The sequence below is a fragment of the Natronorubrum bangense genome, assembly GCF_004799645.1.
Taxonomy (GTDB): Archaea; Halobacteriota; Halobacteria; order Halobacteriales; family Natrialbaceae; genus Natronorubrum; species Natronorubrum bangense.
Map to the genome: position 1 here is coordinate 1422560 of NZ_CP031305.1, position 17730 is coordinate 1440289.

Below are 17730 nucleotides of genomic sequence, written 5' to 3' on the forward strand. Positions count from 1 at the left end.
CCACCAGTGACGAAACCACTCACACAGATCGCAAAGCGACTCGCTGAACCGTTCAACCGCGGCGTTAGACACCGCCAGCGGTTGGAGGAGATCGACGTCCGTATCGTCGTCTCGGGGACCCGTGGGAAATCCGGGACGACCGAACGGCTGTATCATACCCTTCGGTCCCGCGGATACGACGCCTACGCGAAGATCACTGGTAATCACCCGCTGTCGCTGTACGACGGCGAGGAAAACGATATCAGTCGTGGTGAGCGCGTCACGCTCTACGAGAACGTCCGCGAACTCCGCAAGTACACACCTGCGGACGCGCTGATTCTCGAGAATCAGGGTATCACGGACTACACGACCAGGATGATGAACGAGGCGTTCGGCAAGCCGGACGTCCTCGTCGTCACGAACGTCCGCCAGGATCACCGCGATACCCTCGGTGGCAGCCGTGCCGACATCGCTCGGGCGTTCGCCCGGGCAACCCCCGAGGGGACCCACGTCGTCAGCGGTGAGCAGGATCCGCGCCTGCAGGCGTACCTCGAGCGCGAGCTCGAGACGGTTGGCGCGACGATCTCTCACGTTGCTGTCCCGGACAAACACAGCGATCTGCCTGGTGCGGAGACGGTGTATGGCGTCAACGAGGTTCTCGACGCGATCGACGAACCGCCGCTGTCGGAGCGTGCGATCGACGACATGCTCGATGAGTTCCGCATCGACTGGAAGGCACTCCCAGGAGGGAACGCGTTCAATGCCGCTGACGTCAACGACGTCGAAAGCACGGAACTCGTCAGGCAATCGCTCGTCGACGACGGCGAGGTAATCCAGCCGTTCGTCTACCTGCGTCGCGATCGCCGTGCCCGAACTGCCTCGTTTCGCGACTATCTCGAGGCGCTTGCCGATCAGGGCGCGATCGAGCAAGCACGCGTTGCAGGCGGCCACGCAGAACTGTTCGCTGAGAAGACCGACTTCCCGGTCATCGTCCACGATGATGATCGAGAAGACGCAGGCGACGTCCTCGATGACGCGGTTGCCGACGGCTGGCCAGTTCTCGTCATGGGGAACACAGTCGCGGGGTTCATGCGTGATCTCGACGACGAAATTCAGCGACGAAACGAGGCAGTCACACAGCGCCACCGTTGCGGGGGAACGGACGACAGCAGCCAGATCGATTCGACGCACCTGTCTATCCAATCCACAGACAGCTCTGAACGACGCGACACGAACACAACAGAAACCCAACCAATTGCTCCAAACCAATGACAAACGAACCTACAGACAACGACACGAACGAGCAGCACCGCTCTATTTCATCCCGACGGACGTTCCTCGGGGCAGCCCTTGCCTCGCCCGCATTGCTCGGGCTCGGCGTCGGCTCCTACGAGGCCGCCTCGAGCTACGCCAGCGACGAAACGTATGAGACCGGCCTGATTTCCGGACTCGCCGACAATCAGGACGACCTCGTGCTCGAGCCGACGGCGATTTCGGCCGATCCGCGACTGCTCGACGCACAGGGTCTCTCGGTCGGCCAGCAGGTCCGGCTCACCCGAACGGACGACGAGTTTGCGGCGTACACGGTCACCGAAGATCGGCCGGAAGCGTCCGAAGAAACGCTTCGAATGCCCGACAGCGGGAAATCCAGGCTCGACCTCTCCGATGGTCGGCCGTTTCCGAGCGACCGGAACAGCTGTCCCGGACCGCAAACCGACCACTCGCTCGGCGACGAGTTCGAAGTAGAGGTTTCGACGCCCGTTCCGGCACCCGACCTCTCAGCCAAGGAGGCACGTCGAGACGGCGAACTCGTCGAGCAACTCGACGAGCGTGACAGCTCGCTCGTCATGATCGCCCCACACGGCGGGGGCATGCAGCCGTGGACCGACGAACAAGCGGCGTACGCCGCCGAACTCACGTCAGCGACGAGTTGGCGAGCGCTCGGCTGGGGCCCGACCCCTGCGGGTGGCGCGTTCCAGCGCTGGTACGTCCCATCAACTGAAATCGACCCAGCATCGTACCCCGAACTCGGACGGATCGCCGACACCGACTTCGACGTCGCTGTCGACTTCGGTGGAGTCTGTGAGCGGGGCGTTCTCGTCGGCGGGAATGCCGACAAGTCGCTCCGGGAAGCAGTCCGCGACTCGATCAACGAGGCGATGCCGAGCCGTGTTCTCAAGGCGGAGCTGTCCGACGACGGTGCCGCCGACTCGATGCTGGTCAATCGCTTGGGCGACGACGGAATCTTCATCTCACAGAGCTACACGACTCGTCACGCCTATCATGAAGAAATCGCCTACGGTGTCGCTGCCGCGCTCGAGGATGACCTCGATCCAGGTGCTCGAGAGCGACCTGGTCAGGGAAAACGGCGGTCCCGTCCCGACGTCCCTGGACAGGACCGACGGCCATCCCGTCCTGACGCTCCCGGCGAGCAGTAGTCGCCCCTCGAGCGACGTACCCGACCACGCTGACTCCATTTTTTCGAACGAACCCGGAGCGATGGCCACAGACTCGTCCTGGGCAGCGCATCCTGCGGGAGCGGAGACCTGCCCGTAGAGCGAACGAAGACCGCACCAGCTGATGGTACTTCGCGAACGGTTCTGGCGGCGACAGCCACGGCAGCCGATACTGTTCGTCAATAGTACCACAATGCTCTTTACTCGTGATGGGGGCTAGTCATTTATGAATCAGAACATCGGCGAAACGGATCGACTCGTGCGCTTCGCCCTCGGCGCAGTCTGTGGCCTGATCTCGTTGGCGATTTTGGGTGGCGTCATCTCCACGGCGATGGTGTACTCACTCATTCTCGGTGTGATCGCGCTCGTCTTGCTTGGGACCGCCGCCACAAGCATGTGCGGGCTGTACTCGGCGCTTGGCATCAGCACAAAGTAACGCGATATCGTCTCTGGCGGTCTTTCGGTCGTTTGTCGACCACGGCACCGACGACCTCCTGCACGGACAGGCAAGCCACACGACGCCGCCCATCCGAAGGGCGTTTAGTCACGGCACACGGAGCATGGAGCGATGTCATTATGCGTGACGTTTCTGGGGACGGCTGGGGCAATTCCGACGACTGAGCGAAACCCGAGCAGTCTCTTCGTCGCTCGAGAGGGTGACCAACTGTTGTTCGATGCTGGTGAGGGCACCCAGCGCCAGATGATGCGCTTCGGGACTGGCTTTTCAATCTCACACCTGTTTGTCACGCATCTTCATGGCGACCACGTGCTCGGCATTCCGGGGCTCCTCCAGACGATGGCGTTCAACGATCGCGAGGAACCGCTTTCGATCCACACGCCCCACGGCACGCGCCGCCAGATCAATAGCCTGGTCAACGCCCTCGGCAACCGCCCCTCGTTTCCAGTGCGAATCAACGAGGTCGGCGACGGCGATGTCGCCTCCCGGGCCGACGAGTACGAGGTCCGCGTCTTCGGGACCGACCACGACACCCGATCGGTCGGCTACGCACTCGTCGAAGACGACCGCAAGGGCCGGTTCGACCGCGAACACGCCGAGGAACTCGGTGTCCCTGTCGGGCCGAAGTTCTCGAAACTCCACGCGGGCGAGTCGGTCGAACTCGAGGACGGGACCGTCGTCGCCCCCGAAGAGGTCGTTGGCGAGCCACGCCCCGGTCGCTCGCTCGTCTACACCGGTGATACGCGGCCGACGACGACGACGATTGAAGTCGCCGACGAACCCGACTTGCTGATCCACGACGCGACCTTCGCTGACGATCGCGCTGATCGCGCTGCGGCGACAGCCCACTCGACGGCGCGACAGGCGGCTGAGATTGCAAACAGAGCCGGCGCGGATCGGCTCGCCTTGATGCATCTCTCCTCGCGGTATGCGGGCCACACCGATGACCATCTCACACAGGCTCGAGCGATCTTCGACGGCGAGGTGTTCGTCCCCGAGGACGGGCAGAAACTCGGGATTCCGTATCCAGACGACTGATACGGGCTGCTATCTGTCAGTTCCGGCGCGACCTCGAGCTGTCCTGTGGTTACGCCGGTACATCGGTACAGCAAACCGTATGCGGTAGACTGACCGAAATGTGCTCGGTCTGTTTCGCTGACTGCTGTTCGGCTTGAACGGCGACTTTACGGGTCAGCTGTCGGACACACGCAGCTTCCGACCCAGGTATTTTCGCTTCCGGACACGACCCTGTGACAGTGCGCCACATTCAGGTCACAGTACCGATCGGCAAACGGGAGACTGTCCTCGAGTTGCTCGATGAGGAGGGAGTCGACTACGTCGTTACTGATGAAACCAGTAGCCGAGAGTACGACACAGTCGTCTACTTTCCGCTCCCGACGAACGCCGTCGAGCCGATTCTCGATTCGCTCCAGAATGTGGGCGTCGATCAGGAGTCCTATACCGTCGTCATGGACGCTGAGACGGTTGTCTCGACGAAGTTCGACGAACTTCAGGAAGCGTACGCGACAGAAAGTGTCGAAGAAGAACAGATCTCCAGACAGGAACTGCTCACCCAGGCAAACGAACTGACGCCGACGTTCAGCGTGTTCTTTACGATGACGCTGATCAGCGCCGTCGTCGCAACCGTTGGGCTCCTGTTAGACTCGCCGGCTGTCGTTGTCGGCTCGATGGTGATCGCCCCGCTGATCGGGCCCGCCTTGAGCGCATCCATCGGTACCGTCGTCAACGATCGAGAGGTGTTTTTTACGGGGATGCGCTATCAGTTTGCGGGCGTCGCTGGAGGCATTGTCGCTGCGGCGATCTTCGCGTGGCTGTTCCAGACACTGTTTCTCGTACCACCCGGAGCCGAGATTACCGAAATCGACGAAGTTGCGGAGCGTATCGCGCCGGAGCTGCTCTTGTTGCCTGTGGCACTCGGGGCCGGCGCCGCAGGCATCCTCAGCCTCGCAACCGGCTTTTCGGTGGCGATCGTCGGTGTGATGATCGCTGCGGCGCTGGTTCCTCCGATGGCTGCCGCCGGAATCGCGCTCGCGTGGGGGCTCCCCGTTGCGGCGCTGGGTTCGACAGTACTCGTCCTGGTGAACCTCCTTGGGGTCAATCTCGCCGGACTCCTGACGCTCTGGTATATCGGCTATCGTCCGGAAAACTGGTTCGAGACGTCGATCGCACAACGCAAGCTACTCAAACAGATCGGCGTCTTCGTCGTTGTCATCGCCGTTCTCTCGCTGTTTCTGGCTGGGATAACGTACACGTCCTATCAGGTTTCGGCGTTCGAAGAGACGGCGTCTCAGGAAGCGGAAGACGTGCTGGCCGAGCACGACGCGTTAACACTCCTCGAGCTCTCGGTCGAGGTCCACGAAGATGGAGCGCCGTTTGGGTCCTCGCTCGATGCAACCGAGCAGGTTGATGTCGTCATCATCGAGGTTGGTGGGCCGCCGGAGACGTACGATTCTGCCGTGATCGAGCAACTCGACGAGCGGATCAACCAGCATACGGCCGACGAGACGACGGTCCAGGTCAGGTTTGTCACGACTGGCTCGGGATGACCGTTCCGTCAGTCTCTGGCGACGCGTTCGATGCTGGCCGAGCCACATCGTGGACACTGCTGAAAGGGTGACTCATCGAAGCTCGTGCCGCAACTCGGGCACGTCTCACGATCCGTCTCGATACCGCTCGTGCCACAGACCCCACACTGTTTTCGTGACGCCCTGAAGTGAGCCGTGCAGGAATCGCATCTGTATACCCCCGGCATAGTCGTCCGACATTCGGGGCGGTCAAATGTGTTGGGCCGTCAGCTGGCTCGGCGTTTAGCGTGCGTGTTCTATCGCGGCCTGCTCTCGTGGCCGACGCACGGACAGTTCCCTCGTCATCGCGTTGTTTGCCGGCCACCCGACGCAGTTTCGCTGCGGTATCAAAAGTACCATACCACCCCACGACTCAGTAGACCGTATCAGGTGGTTTCCGTGACCGAAAAACGCGAATACAAAGACGACTATCCAAACAAGACGCTGTATATTCCGGGTCCGACCGAGGTACGCGAGGACGTTATCGAGGCGATGTGCGAGCCGATGTTCGGCCACCGCATGGACCAGATGACCGACCTCTATACGACTATCGTCGAGGACACGAAGGAGTTCCTCGGCACCGACAACGAGGTCGTCATCCTCACGGGCTCGGGAACGGAGTTCTGGGAGGCGTCGACGCTCAACCTCGTCGACGAGAACATCCTCGTCCCGACCTGTGGCAGTTTCAGCGAGCGCCACGCCAACGTCGCCGAGCGACTGGGCAAGAATGTCGACCGCCTCGAGTACGAGTGGGGCCAAGCCATCAAGCCCGAGGACATCCGCGCGGAACTCGAGGAAAGCGACACCGACTACGACGTGGTCGCGACCGTGATGAACGAGAGTTCGACCGGCGTCCGCAACCCCATCGAGGAGATCGGTGACGTCGTCGCCGAGTATCCGGACACCTACTTCGTCGTCGACGCCGTCTCCTCGCTTGGCGGCGACTACGTCGACATCGACGAGCACAACATCGACGTCATCTTCGCCTCGAGCCAGAAGGCCTTCGCCATGCCACCGGGGCTGGCGATCTGTGTCGTCAGCGACGATGCCTACGAGCGTGAACTCGAGAAAGGCTCCGCCTCGTGGTACGGCGGCTTCCAGCGCACGATCGACTACTACGAGCGCAAAGGGCAGACCCACTCGACGCCGGCGATCCCGATCATGCTCGCCTACCGCAAGCAGATGAAGTACATGCTCGAGGAGGGCCACGAGGCACGGAGCGAGCGCCACCGCGAGATGGCCGAGTACGTCCGTGAGTGGGCCGACGAACACTTCGAGATGTTCCCCGAGGAGGGCTACGAGTCCCAGACTGTGGCCTGTATCGAGAACACACAGGGAATCGACGTCGCCGAAACCATCGAAACCGTCAACGAGGAGTACGACATGGCGTTTTCGAACGGCTACGGCTCCCAACTCGGCGAGAAGACGTTCCGCATCGGTCACATGGGCGAACACGACCTCGAGTCGATCACAGAACTGACCGACGCCATCGAAGACGTCGCTGACCTCTGAGACGGACCGCTGTAAGCCTTTTTCGGCGCGACCGCGCCCCATCCTGTGGTCGTGCCGGTCTATCGGTACAGCATTCTATCTCGTGTGCTGAACCAACTGCTCTGTAGATGTTTTCCCATATGGGGTTAACCATCTCCGGAGCGAATGAGTGGTATGATTGATCAACCAGTAGAAGATGTGATGACACGCTCGGTGCACACCATCAGTAGAGAGACAACGGCGTGTGAGGTTGCCGTCCTCTTCGCAGAGCATACCATCGGTTCTACGGTGGTGGTTGCGCCCGAGACGGGCGAGGTCACTGGTATCGTGACCGAATCAGATATCATGCAGCAAGTTGCAGCAGGCGCTGATATCGAATCCGTTCGTGTCGACTCGTTTCTGTCTGCGCCGGTCATCACGATCGACAGTTCGGAAAATATCCACACAGCAGCCGACGTGATGAAAGACCACTCAATCCGGCGGCTCCCTGTCGTTGACGATGGTGATCTCGTCGGCATCCTCACAACGACTAATCTCACTCATTATCTGCCCCGCTTACGCAAAACGATCCTTCGTGAGCGGAACGAACGGTCCGGGCAGTGATGGTTCTTTTCGCAGTGACTGTCATCGCTCGCTGACTGTCAAAGCGTGCTGAAGACGCGCTCTGTACCTTGTACAGCCGCGAGAGCAGATATTGCAACCGATGCTAGCCACCGAAAGCCGACGAGAACCCGCGTCGGATTTATACGCTACTCGCCCCTAGGGCCGCCTGTGAGCACGCGAACGAGTGCCCTCGATGCAGTCGTCTTCGGGGTCGATATTCAAAGCGGTGACGTGCGGGGCGATGCGCCGTCGTACGCGCTCGTGGTCTATGACGGCGACAACCTCACACGGGACGTCGTCACCCACCGCAAACTCCGGCGGCTGATCGACGACGAGGAGCCGGCGATCATCGCGACGGACAACATGTACGAGCTGGCGGCCGACAAGGACCAGCTGATTCATTTCCTTGGCTCGCTGCCCTCCGGGACGATGCTCGTCCAGGTAACGGGGGCCGAACAGCCCGAGCCGCTCTCTCGAGTCGCGAAACGCCACGGGATTCCCTACGGCAAACAGCCGATGCAAGAGGCCGAAGCCGCCGCGCGGCTGGCCGCCCACAACGTCGGCCACGAGGTCTCTGCGTTTACGGATACGACCGAAGTCAAGGTCTCGAGAGGCCGATCGACCGGCAGCGGTGGCTGGAGCGAGGATCGCTATACGCGTCGCATCCACGGCTCGGTTCGGAAGCGGACGCGAGAGGTCGAGTCCGAACTCGAGAACGAAAACCTCGAGTACGACAGGGAGATCCGGGAGGCTTACGGCGGCTACGCGAACGCCGTCTTCACCGTCTCCGCCCGCCCCAGCGACATCCCCGTCTCGCGCAACCGGTCGGGTGACGTCCGCGTCGAGATCGAACGCGAGCGCCGCGATGGCATCGAGTTCCGTCCGCTCGCCAAACGTCGGGATCACGTCATCGTCGGCATCGATCCCGGCACGACAACCGCGGCTGCGATCGTCTCTCTCGAGGGCGAGGTGCTCGACGTCTGGAGTTCGCGGACCAGCGACACCGCCGACGTGATCGAGTGGATCGTCGAGCGCGGCCGTCCGATCATCGTTGCAGCGGACGTGACGCCGATCCCCGAGACGGTCGAGAAATTCCGCCGGAGCTTCGATGCGGCGGGCTGGACGCCGACGAGCGATCTCCCGATCGACGAGAAACAACACCGGACGCGTCACGACCCCTACGACGATGACCACCAGCGCGACGCGATGGCCGCGGCGCTGTATGCCTTCGACGCCCACGAAGACCAGTTCGAGCGGATCGCCACCAAACTCCCGCCGGGGCTCGACCGTGGCGAGGTGACGGCGCGTGTCGTCGCTGGCGAGGAAAGCGTCGAAGCCGTGCTCAGGGAGCTGGACGACGACGAAGAGCCAGAGTCGGAGTCGACTGAACACGAACCGCGTGAGCTGACGCCCGAAGAACGTCGAATCAAGGACCTCGAGCGACAGGTCGAGCGCCTTCAATCACACGTCGGGACCCTCGAGGGTCGCCTTGAGGACCGCGAGGATCGTATCGACGACCTCGAGACCGAACTCAGCGTCGCCCGACGTGAGGAGCGAACGAAGGTGCGAAAGGACCGGGAGGTCTCCCGACTCGAGCGAAAGGCCAACCGCTTGGAACGCGAACGAGATGCGGCCCGCGAGGAGGTCGACGGCCTCGAGCGGAAAGTCGACCGGATGAAAGCACTCTGGAAGCTCGACCATTCGAACTTCAGCGACGTCTCGGCGGAAAAAGAGGGACTGGTGCCGGTCAAGGTTGCAGAGAAGTTTACGAAAGGCTCAATTCGCGAGGCTAACGAACAGTACGGCATCGCGCCCGGCGACATCGTTTTCCTCCGGGATGCAAGCGGGGCGGGCCGCTCGACGGCCGAACTGCTCGCTGACTTCGAGCCACGGGTCGTCCTGAAACAGGGCGGGCTCTCAGAGATCGCCGACGAGATCCTCTTCGACGCCGACATTCCAGTCGGTCCCGCTGACGACGTTGCGATGCAGGAAGTCGACGAACTCGCTGTTGCCCGTGAGGACGATGTCGAAGCCGTCATCGACGACTGGCACGAACGTGCCGAAGAACGTAAACGAGACCGCAAGGCGGCGATGGTCGATCAACTCATCAGCGAGCATCGAGCGGGCGACAATCAGGCGTGAGCTGTGCTCGCGGGCCGGCTCGGAGTCTCACTCCGGCGGCCCCCTCGGCAACAGCAGCTGTGGAATCGCTTCGATCTCGAGTTCGTCGACGGGCCGGTGACGAACAGCGCGTGCCCGAGACAGCCGATCGCGACGAGACTGAAGACGGCGACTGCGGCCTCGAGGGAACGAAGCGACAAAATCTTTCGCTGTCTGTCAGAACATCCCGAAACTCTGGAGCATGCCCGAAACCAGCGCCTTGACGATGATGCCAAGGCCGGCGAGGACGAGTGCGATACCGGCGGCGATCAGGAGGTTCTGAGAGGCGATGAGTGCGATGCCGGCGAGAAGAATCAACAGGCCGGCGATACCCTGCGGACCGAGATTTTTCAGCATACGAAGGGCTGGCCAGCCAAGGGAAATAAACGGCCTGGTTTTTCGGCCTCGAGGGCGATGTTGCCGGATAGACTGTCAACTGAATCGATAAAGGGTTAAACCGATCGAATGTGAACTATGGGCCATGAGTGACGACGGTGAGGGCGGTCGGAAGAACCTCCGGATGCCTGAGGACGATGAGGTCTTTGCGACCGTCACTAACATGCTCGGGGCGAACCGTGTAAAAGTACGCTGTGCAGACGGACAAGAGCGCACTGCACGTATTCCTGGGAAGATGCAAAAGCGCATCTGGATTCGCGAAGACGACGTCGTTCTCGTCGAGCCGTGGGACTGGCAAGACGAGAAAGCAGATATCACCTGGCGCTACGAAAAAAGCGAAGCCGACCAGCTCCGACGCGAAGGCCATATTCAGTAGCGGCACACGGTTTTGCTGTCGTTCGATGCTACGGACTCGAGTCAGTAGCGACTCGGTAGGGACTCGAGTGGAACGGTTTTGATACAGAAAGAAGAGCCGAGCGACACCAGCGTCAGTGTTCGATCGGTTCGGTAAGCCGCAATAAAAACGCTACCGGGTCGTTATTCTTCGTCGCCGTTTTCTTCGTCGCCGTTGTCAGCTGCCTCGACCTCGATCGAACCACGCATTGCGGTGGAGTGAGGCAGACAGACGTAGTCGACCATCTCCTCGCTGGCTTCGAACTCGAGGAACTGGTCGTCGGGTTCGGTGTCGTTGGTCTCATCGGTTGCGTAGTCGTCGATGACCTGGTCGTCTGCGTCTCGGATTTCGATGTTGTGGGACTGACCGTCGCCTTCTTCCCAGCCGATCTCGTACTCTTCGCCCTCTTCGAGGACGAGCGTTGGGTTCTGGACGCCGTCGATCTCCGACGGTTCGACGCCTTCCCAGCCAGCCGTGTCGCCGTAAAGGACGATTCTCTCGCCCGCCTCCATCTCGAAGCTTTCCTCTTCCTCGTCACCATTCCCGTTGTCGTCGTCGTCGGAACAACCGGCGACGAGTGCGGTTGCCGCTGCTGCGCCCGTGACCTTCAGCGCTGTCCGCCGCGAAATTGGGTTGTCTCGTGCCATCACCGACGGATAAGGGTTGAGTACATAAAAATTGATACCCTCCACCGCGACGCTGTCATGCGTTTCCATACCATATCAGTTACTGGTAGTTCTCACCGAGAAGCTAGTTGGAATCTACAAGACAGCGATCAGATCTCTCCGTGATCGTCGCTTGGCTGCCGTCCACGACGGCCAATCGAGAGCCGGAGAAACGCTGGGACGGCAATCAGGGCGATCATGATCTCGAGGCTCCCGACGGTGAGAAACGCGAGATCGTAGCCGTAGCTGCCGGCGATGGTGCCGCCGACGAGAAAGCCACCGAGAAAGCCCAGGCTGCCGGCGATGTTGAAGCCGGCCATCGCAACGCCGCGTTCGTTTTTATCGGCGATGTCCGTGACGAGTGCCATCGTCGCAGGTGAGACGAGTGCCCCGAGAACGCCGACGGCGACCATCGCAACCGCAGCCGTGGTGACCGACGGCGCAGCGCCGACGGCGAGAATGCCGAGGCCGTAACACACCGACCCGACGACGATCGGGATCGTTCGACCGATTCGGTCCGAAAGCGCGCCCATGGGGTACTGTAGCAGGGCAAACGGGGCGAAAAAGCACGCCAGCAACAGTCCCGTCGTGGCAGGCCCAAGCCCGAACGTCTCCTGGAAGTACAGTGTCCCAACGAGGGCGAAAAAGCCGGCTGTCATCCGATCAACGAAGCCGAAAGCGTAGGGAACCGACAGCGTTGGCCGTTGCTTGACACCCTCGAGGAGCGCTCGAGCGCTCCGGCGACTGTTCGGCGTGCGGTCGTCGACCTGCGAGACGAGCGTACCAACGCCGACGAGCAAGACGGCGGCACCGACCAGCGGCGCGAGCGGATCGAGTTCGGTGAGTTGGCCGCCGATGGGGGCGCCGAGGGCTGCTCCGAGCCCGATTGCGATCCCTGCAGCACCCATGTTTCGGCCGTGACCACCCTCTAAATCCATTAACATGGTCATCGTCAGCGAGAACGCGCCGACGGTCATCGCGCCCTGCACGACCCGCAAGAGGAGGACGCCCTCGAACGAAATCGACCCCACTGCGGGGACGACAGCGAGCATGGCGTAGCCGACGGCTCCAGCGAGTGCGCCGGCGACAATAAACGGCGTCCGCCGCCCTGTCACGTCGCTTGCGAGCCCCCAGACGCCGACGAAGGCGATGTAGGCGGCGAACTCGGCGACGAGAAACCACATGCTCGCATCGAGTGCCGTCGACGCAAACGGCGATGCCGTCGCGTCGGCCCCAAGCGTCTCCACGAGCGTTGCAACACCAGGATAGAGCAACAGCTGTGAGAACAACACCGCGAAAACGACGGCCGCGAGCACGACCCGATCACGGTCACTCGAGTGCACGACCGATACGTTGCCACCCGAGGACTATCAACCCGTCCGTCTCGAAAGCGCTGCTTGGGTCGATCTCTCCGATCTCTCGTCGCCACTGCCGTCATGCACACTGCACTGCACGACAGCTCGGCGAGGGGTGTGTCCACTTTTTAATTATGACGCCAATCGAATGTGGCCCGAATCGATATCCTTTCGGCTCTCGGTCCCCTGTTTCTGTCGATGACACTCACGCGCAGACACGTCCTTACGGCAGGTGTGACGGCCGGGATCGGACTCCTCGCCGGCTGTACCGATGTCGCTCGCGACTCGCTTGCCGCGTCTCCGGCCACCGTCTCTCCGGCGGCTCTCGCCGAAACCGGTTACGGCGAACACACGGTCGAGGAGCTGCGCATCGAGCGAACCGTCGGCCGGTTCGGAATCGAGCGGACGATCTCGGTTCAAAACTGGAACGCCGAGTACGACCGGGCGCTCGCACTTGACGCACTCGGCCTTGGACGTGTCCAGACCGCGGTCGTCTCCGTGCTCGCTACACCACAGATCTCCGTACTCGGCCGCACACTCAACCCCGTCGGCGACTATTCGACGGACGAACTCGTCGCCCTGATCCAGGACCGCTACGACGAACTCGAGGACGTCCAGTACGTCGATGAGGAACCCGTCTCGGTGCTTGGCAGCGAGACGACGCTCGCTCGCTATCGCGGACGCGCCCGACTGGTTCCGGTCGAAACCACGATCGACGTCACCGTTCGGGTGAGCGAAGCCGTCGCCAACGGTGACGACTTCGTCATCTGTGTCGCGGTCTACCCACAGGCGGTGAACGCCGAATCCGAGTCGACCGCTGTTCGAACGCTGCTCGAGGGACTCGAGCACGAATAAGCTACGTGCTGCCCCTGTCCAGCCACGAGCGTCTCACGCCGGCGGCACACCCGTACGGACCCGAGGGATGTATGTGAATGCGACCGAATCGACTACGGTTTTTGCCGTTACTGCGACGCATATGAGTCTGTAGAAGTATGCATACTAAACATGAGCGACGACGCGAGCGACGGGACGAACACAGGCTGTCCCGAGCGCGGTCTCGGGACACGAAGCGTCCACGCCGGACAGTCCCCCGACCCGGAGACGGGGGCGATGGCACCGCCGATCTACCAGACGACATCCTACGTCTTCGACGACGCCGACACCGCCGCTGAACGCTACGCCTTGGAGGACGACGGTTACATTTACTCTCGGATCGCCAACCCGACCGTCACGGTCCTCGAGGATCGACTCGCCTCGCTCGAGGGCGGGGCTGGTGCGGTTGCGACGGGCAGCGGCATGGCGGCACTCGACTCTGCGGTTCTCATCCTTGCACAGGCGGGCGACAACGTCGTCTGTTCGACGGACACCTACGGCGGGACGACTGCCTACTTCTCGAAGACGGCAAGCCGCCGGAACATCGAACCACGATTCGTTCCCACCCTCGAGTACGACGCCTACGAGGAGGCGATCGACGAAAACACCGCCTTCGTCCACGTCGAGACGATCGGCAACCCCTCGCTTGTCACCCCTGACTTCGAGCGCGTCGCCGAGATTGCCCACGACAACGGTGTCCCCCTCGTTGTCGACAACACCTTCGCGACCCCAGCGCTCTGTCGACCGCTCGAACACGGTGCGGACGTCGTCTGGGAGTCGACGACGAAATGGCTCCACGGCTCGGGCACGACGGTCGGCGGCGTCCTCGTCGACGGCGGCTCGTTCCCGTGGGGCGAACACGGCTACGACGAGATCGCTGGCCAGAACCACGCCTACCACGACGTCGACTTCTCGCGGGATTTCCCCGAGGCCCCCTTCGCCGCGACGGCTCGATTCCGGTCGCTGCGCAGTCTGGGTAACCAGCAGTCACCCTTCGATGCCTGGCAGACTTTACAGGGCCTCGAGTCGCTTCCCCTCCGGGTCGAAAAACACTGCGAGAACGCCGCCATCGTCGCCGAGTACCTCGCCGACCACGACGACGTCGCCTGGGTTACCCACCCCGGCCTCGAGGAGCATCCGACCCACGACAATGCCACGAACTACCTCAACGACTTCGGCGGCATGGTCGCGTTCGGCCTCGAGGCAGGGTACCAGGCGGGCAAGGTCTTCTGTGAGAGCGTCGAGGTCGCCTCGTTCCTCGCGAACATCGGCGACGCGAAGACGCTCGTCATCCACCCTGCGAGTACGACCCACGGGCAGTTGACTCCCGCGGAGCGCGAAGAAGCGGGCGTGACGGACGATCTGGTCCGGATGTCCGTCGGCATCGAGGACCCCGAAGACATCCTGGCCGACCTCGAGCAGGCAATCGAGACGGCGACACGAGCCGCGACCGTCACGACGAGCGAGGACTGATATCCATGACAACCAGAGATTCCGCAACTCTCGGCGAGTTCCAGTTCTGTTCCGGTGAGTCGATCCCCAACCTCGAGGTCGCCTACGAGACCTACGGCGAGTTTACCGGCGACAACGCGGTGCTGGTCTGTCACGCACTGACCGGCAGCCCCCACGTCGCCCGTCGGCCTGACGCTGGCGGCAACACGGCCGGCCAAGCGCGGGCCTGGTGGGGCGACGTCGTCGGCCCCGGGAAGGCAATCGACACCACCGAGTACTACGTCGTCTGTGCGAACGCGCCGGGCTCGTGTTATGGCACGACGGGGCCAGCAAGCGAAAACCCCGAAACTGGTGAGCCCTACGGCACCGACTTCCCACCCGTCACCGTCGGCGACTGGACGCGCTCCCAGCGTCGACTGCTCGATGAACTCGGCGTCGGTCGACTCCACGCCGTCATCGGCGGCAGCGTCGGCGGCATGAACGTCCTCGATTGGCTGCGACGCTTCCCCGACGACGTCGACCGGGCGGGTGCCGTCGCCACCGCCGCCCGACTCGACCCGCAGTGTCTCGCGCTCGATACGGTCGCCCGCCGGGCGATCACCAGCGACCCCAACTGGAACGGTGGCCACTACTACGGCGGTCCCGAACCCGAGGACGGCCTCGCACGCGCGCGCCAGATTGGCCACATCATGTATCTCTCGAAGGCCTCGATGGGCCGGAAGTTCGGCCGCCGCTCCGCAGGCCGAGAGACGGTTCGAGAGGAGCCGCCGGACCCAGCGGCCGCCTTTTTCCCCTACCGGGAGGTCGAGTCCTACCTCGATTATCAGGCCGACAAGTTCACCGAACGCTTCGACGCGAACAGCTATCTCTACATGACCCGTGCGATGGACGACTTCGACCTCTCGGCGGGGTATGAGTCCGATGCTGACGCACTGGCTGCGTTCGAGGGCGAACTGCTGTTGCTCTCGTTTACCGGCGACTGGCATTTCACCGTCGAGCAGTCAGAATCGCTGGCCGAAGCCTGCCGCAAGGCGGACGTCGACGTCGCCCACCACGTCGTCGAATCCGATCACGGCCACGACGCGTTCCTCGTCGAACCCGAAAAAGTCGGGCCGCCGCTTGACGAACTACTCGAGGACGGCCTCGCCGGGCGGACGATTACTGATACGGCACCCGAACCCGACCTCGAGCCCGAGTCGTCGTTCGCCCCTGTGCATACGAGTCTGTTTTCGGAATAACGGTCGCTCACTGACACGACCGGCTTCGTTATCGATCTTAATACTGACGAGTCACGCTTCTGTCACACGATAATACGATGAAAAGTATAGCTCAACAGAATATATAGAAATATATAATATCCACTCATTTGATGTATCATTGATGGCAGATAATAGCCAACTCGAGTACGACGACGACGAACAGGCAGACGAACAGCCGACACAGCGCGTGGCGACCGGACAGGACGCAGATCTACCGTTCAAGCAGGGTGCAGTATTCGGTGCGATCGCGGTCGTTCTCTCGTATTTCGCACACCTCTTCTCGACGATCGTTTCGACCGCACAGACGACTCCAGCGACGTACACCGATGATGGGTCGCTGGTCGTCACGGAGATGGTTGCCTCCTGGGAAGCCGCTGGCTGGAGCTACCTCGCTGCGTTCGGGACTGGATTCGAGGCAGAGGGCGAACCCGCAACGCTCGGCGATGCGCCGAACCACGCCGCTGCGGCCGCGTCCCCACCGTTCTTTCTGATCGACACGGCGCTGTTCCTGCTCACTGCCGGTCTGGTGGTCGGGGCCGGATATGCGATCGCCACGTACGTCGACGCCGACGACGCTGTTGGGGCAGTGAAAGCCAGCGTGACGGTCGTTCCAGTGTATCTGGTGTTTGCGGTGCTTGCCGCGTTCCTGATGACGACCACCTACAGTGATCCGGCACTCGTCAGCAGCGTCTTCGACAGTGTCGGTGCACTCGAGGCTGAGTCATTCCTAAACGATTCGGGTGAGGTCACGGGCGAGATTACGTTCGGTCCGGCGACCATGAGCGCGATTCTCCTTGCTGGACTCGTCGTTCCTGCCGTCCTCGCGGCTATCGGTGGCGTGTTGACCCAGCGTCAGGACGCCCTCGAGACGCTGATGACGAAAGCCACCGACCGCTAACGTCATCGATCACGAACTGCCGAACCAGCCAGCGACGGTTCGGTTTGTACGGATTGTCCACCGCCGCGTTTCGTGATGGCGGCTAGCAACTCACCGCACAGCGGTACAGCGCGGACCCACGTGGCTTCCGTCTGGGTCGCTGGCGGCCAACTGGTGTGGCTCTGGCCGGCCGTGAGTCCACCCGTCTCGTGTTGCCGACCGGTCCGATGCAGTTTTGCCGTCGAAAACGCCCGATAGAACTCAGTCTGCAGGTGTTTCCGTCGTGTGTCGATAGCCGTGTTGCTGGTCGTATGCGACGTCAGCGGTGACGTACTGTTCGACAGGCGACGACGAGCGGAAACTGGCGAGCCAGCGTCGCAGATCGGCGATAAACAGGGAGACACTTTCAACCCGGAACAGTCGCAGTGAAAGGCCGATGCCGCCCGGCGACCGGATCAGGGCGATCAGCGACCACATCATTCCGGCTGCGAACGCACCAACAGCGGAAAAGGTCATGCCGAGCGTCGCGAACGTCACCCCGTAGACGAAGCCGATCCCCATCGAGGGAAGGCTCGTCCCGAGCGGGACGCGCGCACTGGCGTCGCGAAGCGTCGGTGCGAGAAAGATAATCGAAAGGCCACTGCCGAGCATGAACACGAGGTCTTGCCACATCATACAACTTCTTACTCGCCCTCGAGTTAATAGGTCTCTCGGTATCAAAAACGGCT

Annotated in this window: 17 protein-coding genes; 13 read left to right on the top strand and 4 right to left on the bottom strand. The window is 62.0% G+C overall.

Annotation, left to right across the window (positions count from 1 at the left end; genetic code table 11):
* The first annotated feature begins 6 nt into the window (after positions 1 to 6).
* The 8 genes from DV706_RS07065 to DV706_RS07105 all read left to right on the top strand — a co-directional run bounded on the left by DV706_RS07065 (position 7) and on the right by DV706_RS07105 (position 9713).
* Complete coding sequence (locus DV706_RS07065) at positions 7 to 1251, top strand: Mur ligase family protein (RefSeq protein WP_006065318.1); 1245 nt, start codon at positions 7 to 9, stop codon at positions 1249 to 1251.
* Complete coding sequence (locus DV706_RS07070; protein WP_006065317.1) at positions 1248 to 2417, top strand: poly-gamma-glutamate hydrolase family protein; 1170 nt, start codon at positions 1248 to 1250, stop codon at positions 2415 to 2417. Before DV706_RS07065 ends, DV706_RS07070 begins: the two co-directional genes overlap by 4 nt.
* Positions 2418 to 2661: 244 nt before the next feature.
* Positions 2662 to 2871 carry a YgaP family membrane protein gene (locus DV706_RS07075; RefSeq protein ID WP_006065316.1) on the top strand — a complete coding sequence of 70 codons (210 nt, stop codon included), beginning with the start codon at positions 2662 to 2664 and terminating at the stop codon, positions 2869 to 2871.
* A 132-nt stretch (positions 2872 to 3003) separates the two neighbouring features.
* Positions 3004 to 3930, top strand: coding sequence for a ribonuclease Z (gene rnz / locus DV706_RS07080; protein ID WP_006065315.1), 927 nt, complete (start codon positions 3004 to 3006; stop codon positions 3928 to 3930).
* A gap of 218 nt (positions 3931 to 4148) precedes the next feature.
* Positions 4149 to 5459, top strand: a complete 1311-nt coding sequence (locus DV706_RS07085) for a TIGR00341 family protein (RefSeq protein ID WP_006065314.1) — start codon at positions 4149 to 4151, stop codon at positions 5457 to 5459.
* Between the two features lie 417 nt (positions 5460 to 5876).
* Positions 5877 to 6989: a pyridoxal-phosphate-dependent aminotransferase family protein gene (locus tag DV706_RS07095; RefSeq protein WP_006065313.1), complete on the top strand. Its 1113-nt coding sequence runs from the start codon at positions 5877 to 5879 to the stop codon at positions 6987 to 6989.
* A gap of 153 nt (positions 6990 to 7142) precedes the next feature.
* The gene (locus DV706_RS07100; protein WP_240756837.1) at positions 7143 to 7571 is read left to right on the top strand and encodes a CBS domain-containing protein; all 429 of its coding nucleotides are present in this window, start codon (positions 7143 to 7145) and stop codon (positions 7569 to 7571) included.
* Positions 7572 to 7739: 168 nt separating this feature from the next.
* Positions 7740 to 9713 (top strand): DUF460 domain-containing protein, encoded by a 1974-nt coding sequence (locus DV706_RS07105; RefSeq protein ID WP_006065311.1) that lies wholly within the window; start codon positions 7740 to 7742, stop codon positions 9711 to 9713.
* Positions 9714 to 9908: 195 nt separating this feature from the next.
* Here the strand turns inward: DV706_RS07105 and DV706_RS07110 are convergent, their stop codons facing one another.
* Positions 9909 to 10088 carry a DUF7470 family protein gene (locus DV706_RS07110; RefSeq protein WP_006065310.1) on the bottom strand — a complete coding sequence of 60 codons (180 nt, stop codon included), beginning with the start codon at positions 10086 to 10088 and terminating at the stop codon, positions 9909 to 9911.
* Between the two features lie 124 nt (positions 10089 to 10212).
* Between DV706_RS07110 and eif1A the strand changes: the two genes are divergently transcribed.
* Positions 10213 to 10503 carry a translation initiation factor eIF-1A gene (gene eif1A / locus DV706_RS07115; protein WP_006065309.1) on the top strand — a complete coding sequence of 97 codons (291 nt, stop codon included), beginning with the start codon at positions 10213 to 10215 and terminating at the stop codon, positions 10501 to 10503.
* 161 nt (positions 10504 to 10664) lie between these two features.
* On the opposite strand, the gene DV706_RS07120 is transcribed toward eif1A, so the two are convergent.
* Positions 10665 to 11168 (bottom strand): plastocyanin/azurin family copper-binding protein, encoded by a 504-nt coding sequence (locus DV706_RS07120; RefSeq protein WP_006065308.1) that lies wholly within the window; start codon positions 11166 to 11168, stop codon positions 10665 to 10667.
* 128 nt (positions 11169 to 11296) lie between these two features.
* Entirely contained in the window at positions 11297 to 12529 is a 1233-nt protein-coding gene (locus DV706_RS07125) for an MFS transporter (RefSeq protein WP_006065307.1), read from the bottom strand.
* A 210-nt stretch (positions 12530 to 12739) separates the two neighbouring features.
* On the opposite strand from DV706_RS07125, the gene DV706_RS07130 reads away from it, so the two are divergent.
* The 4 genes from DV706_RS07130 (at position 12740) to DV706_RS07145 (ending at position 17023) form a co-directional block, all read left to right on the top strand.
* On the top strand, positions 12740 to 13396 hold the full coding sequence (locus DV706_RS07130; protein WP_049889696.1) for a DUF6517 family protein: 657 nt from the start codon (positions 12740 to 12742) through the stop codon (positions 13394 to 13396).
* A gap of 150 nt (positions 13397 to 13546) precedes the next feature.
* Entirely contained in the window at positions 13547 to 14887 is a 1341-nt protein-coding gene (locus tag DV706_RS07135) for an O-acetylhomoserine aminocarboxypropyltransferase/cysteine synthase family protein (protein ID WP_006065305.1), read from the top strand.
* Positions 14888 to 14892: 5 nt separating this feature from the next.
* Positions 14893 to 16104 (top strand): homoserine O-acetyltransferase MetX, encoded by a 1212-nt coding sequence (gene metX / locus DV706_RS07140; protein ID WP_006065304.1) that lies wholly within the window; start codon positions 14893 to 14895, stop codon positions 16102 to 16104.
* 142 nt (positions 16105 to 16246) lie between these two features.
* Positions 16247 to 17023 carry a hypothetical protein gene (locus DV706_RS07145; protein ID WP_006065303.1) on the top strand — a complete coding sequence of 259 codons (777 nt, stop codon included), beginning with the start codon at positions 16247 to 16249 and terminating at the stop codon, positions 17021 to 17023.
* A gap of 240 nt (positions 17024 to 17263) precedes the next feature.
* Here DV706_RS07145 and DV706_RS07150 read toward each other — a convergent pair whose 3' ends face one another.
* Positions 17264 to 17677, bottom strand: a complete 414-nt coding sequence (locus DV706_RS07150; RefSeq protein ID WP_006065302.1) for a hypothetical protein — start codon at positions 17675 to 17677, stop codon at positions 17264 to 17266.
* Between the last annotated feature and the right edge of the window lie 53 nt (positions 17678 to 17730).